This window comes from Streptomyces sp. NPDC055189, assembly GCF_053606765.1.
The window spans coordinates 134143-148632 of record NZ_JBSGSG010000013.1; the positions used below are offsets into that span (position 1 = coordinate 134143).

The 14490-nt window shown below is 71.1% G+C and carries 12 protein-coding genes; 9 read left to right on the plus strand and 3 right to left on the minus strand.

Translation table 11 applies throughout. From position 1 onward, the window contains the following. The first annotated feature begins 297 nt into the window (after positions 1–297). Positions 298–1476 carry an ADP-forming succinate--CoA ligase subunit beta gene (gene sucC, locus ACWFR3_RS12955; protein WP_453734595.1) on the plus strand — a complete coding sequence of 393 codons (1179 nt, stop codon included), beginning with the start codon at positions 298–300 and terminating at the stop codon, positions 1474–1476. A gap of 21 nt (positions 1477–1497) precedes the next feature. Beyond that, complete coding sequence (gene sucD, locus ACWFR3_RS12960; protein WP_160506736.1) at positions 1498–2382, plus strand: succinate--CoA ligase subunit alpha; 885 nt, start codon at positions 1498–1500, stop codon at positions 2380–2382. Between the two features lie 231 nt (positions 2383–2613). Here the strand turns inward: sucD and ACWFR3_RS12965 are convergent, their stop codons facing one another. Next, positions 2614–4008: a helix-turn-helix domain-containing protein gene (locus ACWFR3_RS12965; protein WP_453734596.1), complete on the minus strand. Its 1395-nt coding sequence runs from the start codon at positions 4006–4008 to the stop codon at positions 2614–2616. Between the two features lie 158 nt (positions 4009–4166). Here ACWFR3_RS12965 and ACWFR3_RS12970 point away from each other — a divergent pair, with 158 nt between their 5' ends. Next, positions 4167–6017, plus strand: coding sequence for a cell division protein PerM (locus tag ACWFR3_RS12970; protein ID WP_453734597.1), 1851 nt, complete (start codon positions 4167–4169; stop codon positions 6015–6017). 493 nt (positions 6018–6510) lie between these two features. Here ACWFR3_RS12970 and ACWFR3_RS12975 read toward each other — a convergent pair whose 3' ends face one another. Then, positions 6511–7377, minus strand: a complete 867-nt coding sequence (locus ACWFR3_RS12975) for a hypothetical protein (protein ID WP_453734598.1) — start codon at positions 7375–7377, stop codon at positions 6511–6513. 267 nt (positions 7378–7644) lie between these two features. Here ACWFR3_RS12975 and purN point away from each other — a divergent pair, with 267 nt between their 5' ends. Together purN and purH are read left to right on the plus strand one after the other, a co-directional pair. Then, complete coding sequence (gene purN, locus ACWFR3_RS12980; protein WP_453734599.1) at positions 7645–8274, plus strand: phosphoribosylglycinamide formyltransferase; 630 nt, start codon at positions 7645–7647, stop codon at positions 8272–8274. Beyond that, positions 8271–9842 (plus strand): bifunctional phosphoribosylaminoimidazolecarboxamide formyltransferase/IMP cyclohydrolase, encoded by a 1572-nt coding sequence (gene purH / locus ACWFR3_RS12985; RefSeq protein ID WP_453734600.1) that lies wholly within the window; start codon positions 8271–8273, stop codon positions 9840–9842. The genes purN and purH overlap by 4 nt, the downstream gene beginning before the upstream one ends. Before the next feature lie 70 nt (positions 9843–9912). Here the strand turns inward: purH and ACWFR3_RS12990 are convergent, their stop codons facing one another. Then, the gene (locus tag ACWFR3_RS12990; protein ID WP_453734601.1) at positions 9913–10536 is read right to left on the minus strand and encodes a hypothetical protein; all 624 of its coding nucleotides are present in this window, start codon (positions 10534–10536) and stop codon (positions 9913–9915) included. Between the two features lie 266 nt (positions 10537–10802). On the opposite strand from ACWFR3_RS12990, the gene ACWFR3_RS12995 reads away from it, so the two are divergent. From ACWFR3_RS12995 to ACWFR3_RS13010, 4 genes are all read left to right on the plus strand, one after another. Further along, the gene (locus ACWFR3_RS12995; RefSeq protein ID WP_453734602.1) at positions 10803–11669 is read left to right on the plus strand and encodes a bifunctional methylenetetrahydrofolate dehydrogenase/methenyltetrahydrofolate cyclohydrolase; all 867 of its coding nucleotides are present in this window, start codon (positions 10803–10805) and stop codon (positions 11667–11669) included. A gap of 19 nt (positions 11670–11688) precedes the next feature. Then, positions 11689–12264 (plus strand): DUF3017 domain-containing protein, encoded by a 576-nt coding sequence (locus tag ACWFR3_RS13000; protein WP_453734603.1) that lies wholly within the window; start codon positions 11689–11691, stop codon positions 12262–12264. A gap of 212 nt (positions 12265–12476) precedes the next feature. Next, complete coding sequence (locus tag ACWFR3_RS13005) at positions 12477–13631, plus strand: sensor histidine kinase (protein WP_453734604.1); 1155 nt, start codon at positions 12477–12479, stop codon at positions 13629–13631. Continuing rightward, entirely contained in the window at positions 13632–14315 is a 684-nt protein-coding gene (locus tag ACWFR3_RS13010) for a response regulator (RefSeq protein WP_453734605.1), read from the plus strand. It begins immediately after the preceding gene. The last annotated feature ends 175 nt before the right edge of the window (positions 14316–14490 follow it).

The following is a 14490-nucleotide window of genomic DNA, read 5'->3' on the forward strand; positions in this document are numbered from 1 at the left end:
AGCCGTAACAGGAGCAAACGGGCGGCCCCTGACACCCCGGGGGGCCGCCCTTCCGCTCCCCGGAATCTGTCCGCATCCGCGATCTGTGACAGTCATCACCGCCCAAATGTGATCTGCGATTTAGGGACCTGTGGCCCACGGCGATAACCTGCGAGACGGACATGCCGCGTATCGGACTCCGTCCTACGCCTCCCTTGTGACAGCGCAGTCACGTTGCCCTCCGCGGCACGCCCACGCAGACAGCTGACCACAAAGCAGCGAGATCGCAGCGAGATCACGGAAAAGGGACGGACGCGCGTGGACCTGTTCGAGTACCAGGCGAGGGACCTCTTCGCCAAGCACGGTGTACCGGTGCTGGCCGGTGAAGTCATCGACACGCCTGAGGCGGCGCGCGAGGCCACCGAGAAGCTGGGCGGCAAGTCGGTCGTCAAGGCACAGGTGAAGGTCGGTGGCCGCGGCAAGGCCGGCGGCGTGAAGCTGGCCGCCAACCCGGACGAGGCCGTCGCTCGCGCGACGGACATTCTCGGGATGGACATCAAGGGCCACACGGTCCACAAGGTGATGATCGCCGAGCTGTCCCCGGAGATCGAGGCGGAGTACTACGTCTCGTACCTCCTCGACCGCACCAACCGCACCTTCCTCGCCATGGCGTCGGTGCAGGGCGGCATGGACATCGAGGAGGTCGCGGAGAAGACTCCCGAGGCCCTCGCGAAGGTCCCGGTCAACGCCGTCGACGGCGTGAACATCGAGAAGGCCCGCGAGATCGTGGCCCAGGCGAAGTTCCCGGCCGAGGTGGCCGAGGGTGTCGCCGAGGCGATGGTGACCCTGTGGGACACCTTCGTCGCCGAGGACGCGCTCCTCGTCGAGGTGAACCCCCTCGTCAAGACCAAGGACGGCCGCATCCTGGCCCTGGACGGCAAGGTCTCGCTCGACGAGAACGCCGACTTCCGCCAGGCCGACCACGAGGCCCTCGAGGACAAGGACGCAGCCAACCCGCTCGAGGCTGCCGCCAAGGCCAAGAACCTCAACTACGTCAAGCTCGACGGCGAGGTCGGCATCATCGGCAACGGCGCGGGTCTCGTCATGAGCACCCTCGACGTCGTCGCGTACGCCGGTGAGGCGCACAACAACGTCAAGCCGGCCAACTTCCTCGACATCGGCGGCGGCGCTTCGGCCGAGGTCATGGCGAACGGCCTGGAGATCATCCTCGGCGACCCGGACGTCAAGTCCGTCTTCGTCAACGTCTTCGGTGGCATCACCGCCTGTGACGAGGTCGCCAACGGCATCGTCCAGGCGCTCGAGCTGCTCAAGTCCAAGGGCGAGGAAGTCACCAAGCCCCTGGTCGTGCGCCTCGACGGCAACAACGCGGAGCTGGGTCGCAAGATCCTGAGCGACGCCAACCACCCGCTCGTGCAGCGCGTGGACACCATGGACGGCGCGGCCGACAAGGCCGCCGAGCTCGCGGCCGCGAAGTAAGGGACGAGGGACAGAACAGCCATGGCTATCTTCCTCAACAAGGACAGCAAGGTCATCGTCCAGGGCATGACCGGTGCCACGGGCATGAAGCACACCAAGCTCATGCTGGGTGACGGCACGAACATCGTCGGCGGCGTGAACCCGCGCAAGGCCGGCACCAAGGTCGACTTCGACGGCACCGAGGTACCGGTCTTCGGCTCGGTCAAGGAGGCCATGGAGGCCACGGGCGCCAACGTGTCCGTCCTCTTCGTGCCGCCGGCCTTCTCCAAGGCCGCCGTCGTCGAGGCGATCGACGCAGAGATCCCCCTCGCCGTCGTCATCACCGAGGGCATCGCCGTCCACGACTCCGCCGCCTTCTGGGCGTACGCGAAGTCGAAGGGCAACAAGACCCGCATCATCGGCCCGAACTGCCCCGGTCTCATCACCCCGGGCCAGTCGAACGCCGGCATCATCCCGGGCGACATCACGAAGCCGGGCCGTATCGGCCTGGTCTCGAAGTCCGGCACGCTGACGTACCAGATGATGTACGAGCTCCGCGACATCGGCTTCTCCTCGGCCGTCGGCATCGGTGGCGACCCCGTCATCGGCACGACGCACATCGACGCCCTGGAGGCGTTCGAGGCCGACCCCGACACCGACCTGATCGTCATGATCGGCGAGATCGGCGGCGACGCCGAGGAGCGTGCGGCGGACTACATCAAGGCGAACGTGACGAAGCCGGTCGTCGGCTACGTCGCGGGCTTCACCGCGCCCGAGGGTAAGACCATGGGCCACGCCGGCGCCATCGTCTCCGGCTCCTCCGGTACGGCTGCCGCGAAGAAGGAAGCGCTTGAGGCCGCGGGCGTCAAGGTCGGCAAGACGCCGACCGAGACGGCGAAGCTGGCCCGAGCGATCCTCGCGGGCTGAGGTTGCCTGAACCGTTTTAAAAGTGGGCCCGCATCTCTCTTGTTTGAGATGCGGGCCCACTTTGTTGTGTTCGGCTGCGGGTTGTTGGGTTCGGCTGCGGGGCGGCTGTGGCTGGTCGCGCAGTTCCCCGCGCCCCTTAAAGATGCGCAGTTCCCCGCGCCCCTGAAGGGTGCGCAGTTCCCCGCGCCCCTGAAGGGTGCGCAGTTCCCCGCGCCCCTGAAGGGGCTCCCCTCATCTCGCCATCGGTGTCAGTCTCTCCGGGCCGCTCGACAGGTCCTCGCGGAGTTTCTTGTGGAGGAGCTGGTCCTCGTACGTCATGCTGCCGGGGCCCATTCTCGGAGGGACTCCGCTGATGGCCTTGCCCGGCGCCCGGGGCGGTTCGTAGCGGGTGGGGGCCGTTCGCAGGGTGAGGGCCGTGGCGCCGACGATCAGGGCGGTGAAGGCGATCGCCGCGCGGGTCCAGAAGCGGGCGCGTTGTTCGCTGCCGGTGCGTACCCGGCCCGCGTTCGGGGGCCGCAGTTTCTCCGCGCCGCAGAGTTCGCCGAGGCGCTGGTGCAGGGCGTCGGGCGTCGCCGCCTGTTCGGGGAGCTTCTCGGCGATGACCTCGCGGGCGTGCAGCAGCCGGTTGGCCGTCGCGGGCGTGCTCGCCTCCGTCTCGGCCGCGGTCTCGGGCAGGTCGAGCCCGACGCCGTCGTAGAGCAGCAGGGTGCGGCGCTGCGCGGGCGGCAGGCTCACCAGCACGGCGAGGAAGGCGCGGTCGGCCGCCGAGGCGGGCGGGGCGTCCGGGTGCCGCATGCCGGGGCGGAGGCGGTGCCAGGGGGACATCGCGTACTCGTACGCCGCCGCGCGCACCCAGCTCTCGGGGTCACGGTCGACGGCGACCTCGGGCCAGCGCTGCCAGGCGAGCTGGAAGGCGCGCTCCACTGATTCCTGGGCGAGGGTGCGGCGGCCGGTGAGGAGGTAGGTCTGGCGTACGAGGCCGGGGGCGCAGGTCGAGCAGAGGGCGTCGAAGGCTTCGGCGGGGGTCGTCGCGGTGGCGGTCCCGGAGGCCCCGGGCTCCGGTGCGGTCCGAGTGGCGGCGGTGGCCGATGCCATCGGTTGGGGCCGGGCGGCGGCGGCAGCGGCTGCCGCCGCCGGTTCGGGCCGAGTGGCGGTCGTCGCCGGAGGCACCGGGTCGAGTCGAGCGGTGATCGTGGTCGGTGACGCCGGTTCGGGGCGAGCGGGGGCCGTCGCAGGTGCCGGCGGTTCGGGCCGGGTGAGGCCGTTCGTCGCGGCGCCGGCCGGGATACGGGCGGGAGACTTGCCGCCCTTGGTGTCGAGGGCCGGCGGCAGATCTTCGGTCCAGCTGTCGCGCCGCGTCGAACGCTTGCCCGCGAGGGTCAGCTCGTTCGCGATCTCGGCGAGCAGCTCCGCGTAGGCCGCCCGTCTGCGGCCGCGCGGCGTCGAGCGGCCCGACTCCCAGGAGCGGACCGTTTCCCGTGAGACGCCGACCTTCGCGGCGATCTCGGCCTGGCTGAGGGATTTCGCCGCGCGCAGGCGGCGGCGTTCCTTCGGGGGCGGCAACGGAGGCGGTCCCCCCTGGGCGAGCGTCGTCGAGCGCTTGGGGGCGGCAGGGCTCTGGGTCATGTGGGACTCTCCGCGCCGTGGGCCATGGGCCTTCGTGCGGCGGGCGGCCGGGCGCGGCTGACCCGTCGTACGAAAAAGTACATAAACGTATATTGGGCGACACATCCGATATTCGCCTGTTACGGGGAGAAAGCGCGTGTCGTTGGGAGCATGGCGGCGTGACTCAAATCACCGACCGCAGCTCACCGTTGCCGCCCCTCAGGCCACTGATCGAGCGGGTGCGCGACCGCTCACCCGGATTGGCGACCTGCCTCTTCGGAGGAGCTGTCGCGGCCGGGCTCGGGCTCGGCTCGTGTGCCGTCCTGGTGATGGTCCTCTGGATCAGCTCCCCCTATCCGGACAGCGGGCCCAGCGGGGCGCTGCATGTCGCGGCCGCGGTGTGGCTGCTGGCCCACGGCACGGAGCTGATCAGGACGGACACACTCACGGGGGCGCCTGTGCCGCTCGGCGTCACGCCCATGCTCCTGATGGTCCTTCCGGGCTGGCTGGCGCACCGGGCGGCGCGGGACGCGGCGGACCCGGAGGAGCGGGGGATGGCGCCGCGGACCGCGTGGTGCGGGGTGGTCGGCGGCTATCTGCTCGTGGGCGCCGCCGCGACGCTGTACGCGGCCGGTGGTGAGCTGCGGCCGCTGTGGCCGAGCGTGGTCCTGCATCTGCCGCTGCTCGTGGGGGCCGCGGCGGCGGTGGGGGTCTGGACGGCGCTCGGGCGGCCCGGGGGGCCGCTCCCGCTCCTGGCACGGGTGGGGCTTCGCGCGCTGCCCCCGGCGGTACGTCCCTTCTTCGTACGTCGATACGTCCGCGCCGTCACCCGGGCCGGAGCCGCCGGGGCGGTGGTCCTCGTCGGCGGGGGAGCATTGCTGGTCGCGCTCTCCCTGGTGCTGCACGGCGGATTGGTGAGGGCGTCGTTCGCGCAGGTCACGGATGTGTGGTCGGGGCGTTTCGCGGTGCTCCTTCTAGCCATGGCGCTGGTGCCGAACGCGGCGGTGTGGGGCGCGGCGTTCAGCCTCGGCCCCGGTTTCACGCTGGGCGCCGGGAGTGCGGTGGGGCCGCTCGGTGTGACCGCGGGGCCGATGCTGCCTGCGTTTCCGCTGTTCGAGGCGGTTCCGGTTCCGGCGGCTGGGCCGGGGTCGCCGTTCATGTGGGCGGCGGGGGCGGTGCCGCTGGCCGCGGGGGTCGTGGTCGCGTGGTTCACGGCGCGGGCGGCCTCTCCCGCTCTCGGTCAGCGCGACCGGGCGTGGTCGCGGGCGCGTACCTCGCTGGTGGCGTTGGTGGCGGCGGCGCTGTGCGGACTGCTTCTGGCGGTTCTCGCGGCGCTGGCGGGGGGTCCGCTTGGGGTGGCGGCGCTGGCCCGCTTCGGGCCCGCGTGGTGGCTGGTGGGGCCGGCGGCGCTGGGGTGGACGGGGGTGGTGGGGGTGCCGGGCGCGCTCCTCGGCAGGGCCTGGCGTGTGCGGCCCCGCCGGGTGAAGCCGCCTCGGCCGCCCCGCGCGAAGCGGCCTCGTTCTTTGCTGGGGCGGCTGACGCTGCGTAGGGCGGCGGCGGGGAGTTTGCCGCGGGGCGGCGGGGCTGGGGGTGTCTCGCCGGGTGCGGCCTCGCCCGGGGGCGCCTTGCTCGGTGCTGCCGTGCCGGGGGCGGCCTCGCTGGGGGCCGCCGTGCCGGGGGCTGCCTCGCTGGGGGCCTCCTCGCCGGGAGCCGCATCACCCGGGACCGTTCCGCCTGGGGACGCCCCACGTGGGGCGACCCCATCCCGGGCCTCTCGACGCTGGGCCTGGCTCAGGCTGCCGAAGCCGCGCGTCACCCGGCTACGGGTCCTGCGCCCGCGCCGCCAGAGCCCGCCGCCCCCTGTGCCTACGGACTCGGAGCCCTTCGAGCCGTACGACTTCCTGCCGAGTGCACCGGCGGTGGATACGGCGGACTGGGGTGCTGCGGACTGGCACGACGAGGCGTCCCGCGAGGCGCGCTGGGCGGCGCTGCGGGACGCGAGCGCCGAGGAGCGGCCTCCGGGGGCCTGAATCTCTGTACGTCCGTCGGCCCCACCCCCGCCCGGGCCCGGCCAAGGGGTTCGCAGCATTTGCGCCGCCCTCGACAAGCCCGCCGCTTCGCGCCGGATCTTTCCCGCCCACCCACCCGATTACCCGGCGTGGCACTGGGGTGGGCGGGCCTACACCGCAGGGCGATCGGGTGGGTGGGTGGGGGAAAATCCGCCGCGAAGCGGCAAATTGGCGCAGCCAGCCGAGCCGCAAGAGGAGGAGCCGGACCAGGCCCCCGTCGAAGCCAGCATGCGCGGTGAGGCCAGGCCCAGTCAGAACCCCAGAAGCCAGCCCAACCACGCCAAGCCAGCCACGCCACCCAGCCCAAGCCAGCCAGCCAGCCATGCCGACCCAGCCCAACCACGCCAACCCAGCCCCAGCCAGCCCAACACTCCTCCCAGGGCAGCCCTCAGCGAGGTCAGTCTCCTTGGTCAGGGGGGTGACCCTGAGCAAGTCCGAGGCCCAGGGGCCAGGCTCAGTCTTGTTCTGCCAGCAAAGGCCGCAACTGCTTCGGCAGAAGGTCGCTGCATTCCTGCTTCGACTGGCTCGTGAGGGAGTCGCTCACGCAGGTGTAGTAGTCGCGGTACACCAGCTGGGCGGCGAACGTCGCCGCCACCATCGCCAGAGCCAGCGACGCCGTCACCAGGCCGCTGATCGCCGCCGTCCGCTGCGGCCTCGCGCTCGTCGGGTCGGCCGCGGGCTGCTGTGCGGCGGGCGCGGTCGGGTCCGGCTGCTTCGGCTTCGACCGCAGCGAGCTGATGCCCCAGTTCAGCGCGAGCGCGCCCAGGAGCAGGGCGACGTACCGCCAGCCGAAGAGCGCGAAGAAGAAGGCCCACATGCCGGAGAGCAGGGCGTACCGCGCGCGGCGCTGGGCCGGGTCGGTCGGGTCCCAGCGCATGCCGGACCCGGCCCCGGAGCCTGAGCCTGAGCCGGACGGTCCGTCGGGGCCCTGCTGGCCGGGGCGCTCGCCGAAGCCGCCGCCCTGGGAACGCCCGGGCTGCCGGTCGCTCCACTGGCTGCCCCAGGGAGAACTGCCCTGGTCGTTCGAGCCGTCGCCGCCGTTGCCGGGGCGGGGCCGCCACGGCTGGTCCGGCGTCCCCTCCGGCGGCGGCGCGAACGGATTGTCGTCCTTCTTCCCGGAGTTCCCGGAGTTCCCGGAGTCCCCCGAGCTGCCCGAGCCCGAAGAGCCCGAGCCCGAAGAGTCGGAGCTTCCAGAGTCCGAAGAGGAATCCTGCGGCGGGGACGACGGGCGGCCGTCGCGCAGCAGCGTCGAGCCGCGCTCCCCTCCGTGCGTCAACCCGAACGCGAAGGACAGCGGGAGGCGGAGGCTACGGTCCGGCATCAGGTGTGCGTCTTCCCCTTGGTCGAGCGAGCTTCGGAACAGTGCGTCGAGCGAGCTTCTGGACTGTGTGACGTCATGTGACGTCTTGGTGCAGACGCTACCTTCCGGCCGCGCCCCCGTCCCGTGAGGGGCCGCACCGTGTGCCGGTATCGTTGCTGACGGTCGGCCGCTTCGTAGAGTTCCCCGTATCGCGAGGCACGAAGCTTTTGTACGACCGTACAAAGACGCGACCGTACAAAGACGCTCCTCCCGAGAAAGGGCCCCGCTGTGGCCAAGAGCCCTGTGGCCAAGCGCCTCGTCGTGCTGGTCTCCGGATCAGGTACGAATCTGCAGGCTCTGCTCGACAAGATCGCGACGGACGGGGCGGCGGGCTACGGCGCCGAGATCGTCGCGGTCGGCGCCGACCGCGACGGCATCGTCGGGCTCGAGCGCGCCGAGAGTGCCGGGATTCCCACCTTCGTCTGCCGGGTGAAGGACCACGCCACGCGTGACGAGTGGGACGCCGCGCTCGCCGAGGCGACCGCCGCGCACGCCCCCGATCTGGTCGTGTCGGCCGGGTTCATGAAGATCGTGGGGAAGAAATTCCTCGCACTGTTCGGCGGCCGGTTCGTCAATACGCACCCCGCCCTGCTGCCCAGCTTCCCGGGGGCCCACGGTGTGCGCGACGCGCTCGCGTACGGCGCGAAGGTCACGGGATGCACCGTCCACTTCGTCGACGACGGCGTCGACACCGGCCCGATCATCGCCCAGGGCGTGGTCCCGGTCGGGGATGAGGACGACGAGAGCGCTCTGCACGAGCGCATCAAGGAAGTCGAGCGAAGGCTGCTCGTCGATGTCGTGGGGCGTCTGGCCCGCAACGGCTACCGCATTGAGGGACGAAAGGTACTTATCCCGTGACCGCCGAAGGTACGAACGCCTCGCAGCGCCCCATCAAGCGCGCGCTCATCAGCGTCTATGACAAGACCGGGCTCGAGGAGCTCGCGCGCGGGCTGCACGAGGCCGGCGTCGAGCTCGTCTCGACCGGTTCGACCGCCTCGAAGATCGCCGCGGCCGGGGTGCCCGTCACCAAGGTCGAGGAGCTCACCGAGTTCCCCGAGTGTCTGGACGGCCGGGTCAAGACCCTGCACCCGCGCGTGCACGCCGGGATCCTCGCGGACCTGCGCCTGGAGGACCACCAGCGCCAGCTCGCCGACCTCGGGATCGAGCCGTTCCAGCTGGTCGTCGTGAACCTCTACCCCTTCAAGGCGACCGTCGCCTCCGGTGCGACGCCCGACGAGTGTGTGGAGCAGATCGACATCGGCGGCCCCTCGATGGTCCGCGCCGCCGCCAAGAACCACCCCTCGGTGTCGGTCATCACGAGCCCCGAGCGGTACGCCGACGTGCTCGCCGCCGCCCGCACCGGCGGTTTCGACCTGACTGCCCGCAAGCGCCTGGCCGCCGAAGCGTTCCGTCACACCGCCGAGTACGACCTCGCGGTCGCCTCCTGGTTCGCGGACGACTACGCGGCCGACGACAGCTCGGACTTCCCCGAGTTCATCGGCAGCGCGTACGCCCGCAAGAACGTCCTGCGCTACGGCGAGAACCCGCACCAGGGCGCCGCCCTCTACGTCGACGGCAACGGAGGCCTCGCCGAGGCCGAGCAGCTGCACGGCAAGGAGATGTCGTACAACAACTTCACGGACACGGACGCCGCGCGCCGTGCCGCGTACGACCACGACGACCCCTGCGTCGCGATCATCAAGCACGCCAACCCCTGCGGCATCGCGATCGGCGCGAACGTCGCCGAGGCGCACCGCAAGGCGCACGCCTGCGACCCGCTCTCCGCGTTCGGCGGCGTGATCGCCGTCAACCGCCCGGTCTCCAAGGAGATGGCGGAGCAGGTCGCCGACATCTTCACCGAGGTCATCGTCGCGCCGGAGTACGAGGACGGGGCCCTCGAACTCCTCACAAAGAAGAAGAACATCCGCGTCCTGCGCGCCCACCAGGCCCCGTCCAACACGGTGGAGGTCAAGCAGATCGACGGTGGCGCGCTCCTGCAGGTCACCGACCGGCTCCAGGCAGAGGGCGACAACCCCGCCAACTGGACGCTCGCCACGGGCGATGCCCTGAACGCGGGCGAACTCGCCGAGCTGGCCTTCGCCTGGAAGGCGTCCCGCGCGGTCAAGTCCAACGCGATCCTGCTCGCCAAGGACGGCGCGTCGGTCGGCGTCGGCATGGGTCAGGTCAACCGCGTCGACTCCGCGAAGCTCGCCGTCGAGCGGGCCGGTGAGGAGCGCGCGCACGGCGCCTACGCCGCATCGGACGCGTTCTTCCCGTTCCCCGACGGCCTGGAGATCCTGACCGCCGCGGGCGTCAAGGCCGTGGTGCAGCCGGGCGGTTCGGTCCGCGACGAGCTGGTCGTCGAGGCCGCGAAGAAGGCGGGCGTGACGATGTACTTCACGGGCACGCGGCACTTCTTCCACTGAGCGGGTCCCGTAACAGAGCGGTGGCCGCGCCCTTTTCCAAGGGCGCGGCCACCGTTGCTTCGCTCTCGCCTCAGTAGCGAGGCCGGTTGAACCACGCGGTGCCGCTGGGCACGACCGGGGCGATCGTGATGATGACGGCGAAGACGACCCAGATGAGCGGGCCGATGATCGCGCTGGCGAGGCCGGTGTCCAGGCCGACGAAGAGGTAGATCAGGCCGAACACGCCGCCGAGCGCTCCGTACACCACCGTGGTGATCCGCACGCCCTGGCCGCCGCGGCTGAACTTCACGCCGAGCATGATCGACAGGACGGCCAGTGCGGCGAAGACAAGACCGAGAATCACGAGCACGCCGGTGGCCATGTCGCCGAAGTCGCTTGCGTCATTGAAGCCGACGTCCTCGGCGCTGTTGGAGACGTCGCTGGCGATGGCACCGAGGTAGAGGAACCCGATCGTGCCCAGTATCTGAACCGCCGAGATCAGGAACAGGAAGACGCGCGCGGTCATCAGGAGCCCCGGCATCGACTGCGGCATCATGTTGCCGCCCGGGTAGCCGGGGTAGGCCGGCTGCTGCGGGTAGCCGTAGCCCTGCTGCGGCGGGACGCCGGGAGGGGCCTGGGGGTAGCCGTAACCGGGAGCGGCCGGGGGCTGCTGGGGCGGCTGCCCGTAGGGGTTGTTCGGGTCGCCGTAACTCATGGCGGTCTTCCTCCGTCGGGTAATGCGGGGACGACGCGGCACATCACGGAGGAAAGTTCTACAGATGCGGTCCGTCCCCCCGACACTGCCCGCGGCACTGTGTCGCATATCGTTCTTTAGGCCAGGCTTATTTGTCCAGCCGCATTCCCTATGTGTTGTGCAAGTGCAACAGAGCTGGTCAGGTCCCGGGACACAGCTGGGACACAGCAGGGCCGCAGGGCCGCCCTGATTGGTACCGGGCGGGTCTCATCCGGGAAGATGGAGTCATGACCGCCCAGATTCTCGATGGCAAGGCCACCGCAGCCGCGATCAAGTCCGAACTGACCGCCCGCGTGGCGGCCCTGAAGGAGAGGGGCCTGACGCCCGGCCTCGGGACTGTTCTGGTCGGTGACGACCCGGGCAGCCAGAAGTACGTCGCCGGCAAGCACCGCGACTGTGCGCAGGTCGGCATCGCCTCCATCCAGCGCGAACTGCCCGCGACCGCGACGCAGGACGAGATCGAGGCCGTCGTCCGCGAGCTCAACGAGGACCCCGCCTGCACCGGCTACATCGTGCAGCTCCCGCTGCCCAAGGGCATCGACGAGAACCGCGTCCTGGAGCTCATGGACCCGGCCAAGGACGCCGACGGTTTGCATCCGATGAACCTCGGCCGCCTCGTCCTGAACGAGCCCGCGCCGCTGCCCTGCACGCCGTTCGGCATCATCACGCTGCTCCGTCAGTACGGCGTGGAGATCAACGGCGCCGAGGTCGTGGTCGTCGGCCGCGGTGTGACGATCGGCCGCTCGATGCCGCTGCTGCTCACCCGCCGCTCGGAGAACGCGACGGTGACGCAGTGCCACACCGGTACGCGCGACCTCGCCTTCCACCTGCAGAAGGCCGACATCATCGTGGCCGCCGCGGGCGTCCCGCACCTGATCAAGCCCGAGGACGTGAAGCAGGGCGCCGCGGTCCTGGACGTCGGGGTCTCGCGCGACGAGACCGGCAAGATCGTCGGCGACGTGCACCCCGGCGTCCGTGAGGTCGCGGGCTGGATCTCGCCGAACCCCGGCGGCGTCGGCCCGATGACGCGCGCACAGCTGCTCGTCAACGTCGTCGAGGCGGCCGAGCGCGCCGCGTCCGCCGCCGCGAGCTGAAACGGGAAAGGGTGAGCCCATGAGCGCAGAACCTGATCAAGGGGCATCGCCGGCCGACGTGACGGAGACCGAGGCGGCAACGGCCGAGGCGGCAAAGACCGGGGGGACAAAGGCCGAGGTGGCAAAGACCGGGGTGACAGAGGCCGAAGCGGTGGAGGACACCGAGGCCAAGGGCGCCGTCAGCGCCCCCGGCCCCGGTGGGCCGAAGAAGACCACCCGGCGTTTCCCGCTCCTGACCCGGGACACCGCGCGCCCCGAGGGCGGCGGCCGGGCCGCGGGCGGCGACGCCCCCGCACCCGCCCGGCAGTGGCCGCTGCTCAGCGTGCTCTCGACGGTGGGGCTCGGCCTGCTGCTCACGGCCTTCGACGTGTTCCGCGCCGGCACGATCCTGATCGGCCTCGCACTGATCGGCGGCGCCGTCCTGCGCTGGGCGCTGCCCGGCGTCGGCATGCTCGCGGTCCGCTCGCGCTTCACGGACATGGTCACGTACGGCGGCCTCGGGGCCGTCATCGTCCTGCTCGCGCTGATGGCGCAGCCGAACGGGCTGCAGGTCCCGTTCCTGGACGGCATCCTGCACTTCACGATCAGCAGTTAGCGCGGCCCCGGCCCGCGGCGGCCGCTCGTCCTCTCCCCCGCGGGAGGACGAGCGCGCCGGTGCAACAAGCTACGGCGGCGGGGCGGGGGAGTCGTCCCGTGCCGGGTTGAGGTTCGGGTACGTCCCGCGGAGTACGGCCGTGGTTCCTGCAACTTCCGCGGTACCGCGGAAGTTTGACGTGCCGCCCGCCGCACCGGGGCTACGCTGCGGCGATGCGGATCCGCCCCCTCGTCGCCGACACGTCGATCGCGGTCGCCCTGACGACGGTCGCCGTACTCCTCGGGCAGGAGTCGCAGCGGCAGGGGTGGCCCGAACTCGACGCCCGCGGTTACGCGTTGGTGGCGCTCGCCAATGTGCCGGCCGCGTTCCGCTCCAAGGCGCCGCTCGCGGTCCTGCTCGTGGTGCATCTGGTGTGGGCCGCGTATGTCACCGCGGGCTACTGGCCCGTCGTGAACACCTTCGCGCCCATGCTCGCCGTCTACACGGTCACGGCCCTGCGGCCCGCCCGTATCTCCGTTCCCTGCGGCGTCCTGATGAGCGCCGTCTGGATCTACGCGGGCGTGGTGAGCGAAGGGGCGTCGATGGCGTCCGTGGTCGGGCAGGCCATCGGCTTTCCCCTGGTCATCTGGCGGTTCGGGTACGTCGCACGCCGGTCCGCCGAGCTGGCCAGGCAGCTCAAGCGCGAGCAGGACGAGCGGGCGCGGCGCGAGGTGGCCGAGGAACGCGGGCGCATAGCAAGGGAGTTGCACGACGTCGTCGCCCACCACATGTCCGTGATCTCCGTGCAGGCCGGCCTCGCGAAGTTCGTCTTCACCTCGGATCCGGCCACCGCCCACGCCGCGCTCTCCACCATCTCCGGCACCAGCGGCGAGGCTCTTGAGGAGCTGCGCCGCATGCTGCGGGTGCTGCGCGCGCAGGAGGACGGGGACGGCGCGCCCGACGCCCCGATGCCGGGGCTCGCACGGCTCGGCGAGATGGTCGAGCGGGTGCGGTCCGGGGGAGCCGCCGTCGAGCTACGCGTCGAGGGGGCTCCGCGGCAGCTCGCACCCGGTGTCGAGCTCTGCGCGTACCGCGTGGTCCAGGAGGCCCTGACCAACGTACTGAAGCATGCGCGAGGGGCCGACGCGGTGGTCGAACTGCGTTATGAGACACACCACTTGACGGTCTCCGTCACCAATGACGGAGAGGGGGTGATTCCGGACAGAGTGCGTACAGGAAGCGGCCACGGGTTGATTGGGATGCGGGAGCGGGCCAAGCTCTACGGCGGGACGATCAGCATCGGCCCGCTGAGCGAGGGAGGGTTCGCCGTGCGCCTGACCCTGCCGACCTCCGCGCAGGCCGCATCGCAGGGGGACGACGCGACTTAAATGACCAGGGTGCTCGTGGTCGACGACCAGTTCCTGATCCGGGCCGGATTGGTGGGGCTGCTGCGTGCCGCGCCCGGCATCGAGGTCGTCGGTGAGGCGGGCGACGGGGTGGAAGCCGTCGCGCTCGCCGCGTCGACGCGGCCCGACGTGATCCTGATGGACATCCGCATGCCCGGCATGAGCGGCATCGTGGCCACCGAGAAGATCCTCGCCGAGGCCCCCGAACCGCCGCCGCGCGTCCTGGTCCTCACCACGTTCGATCTCGACGAGTACGTGTACGGGGCGCTGCGGGCCGGAGCCTCGGGCTTCCTGCTCAAGGACTCCGGGCCCGAGCGTCTGCTCGCCGCGGTGGCCGCCGTCGGCGGCGGTGACGCGCTCTTCGCGCCCAGCGTGACCTGCCGCCTCGTCGAGGCCTTCGCCCGGCAGGCAGGGCCGGGGACCGGTGGATCCGCTGAACCGCCGCCCGATCTGCGGTCGTTGACCCTGCGCGAGGTCGAGGTCCTGAAACTGATCGCCACGGGCCTGTCGAACGCGGACATCGCGGAGCGGCTCTACATCAGCGAGGCCACCGTCAAGACCCACCTGAACCGCACGATGACCAAACTCGACCTGGACAGCAGGGCCCAGGCGGTGGTGGTGGCGTACGAGACGGGCCTCGTGACGCCGGGCGGCGGCGGCCGCTGAACGCGACGCGCTGCCCGGCGGAACGGAGACGGCGCCCGTCCTCTCCCCCGTGGGAGGACGAGCGCCGCCGGTTGGTGGGGAGGCCGTTCCAACGAGATTCAGCGTCACGCCCTTACTAATTCCATACAAGGGCTGCCTTGCTCCTGTGGCACGGAGGTGACCATTCCGCCACGGT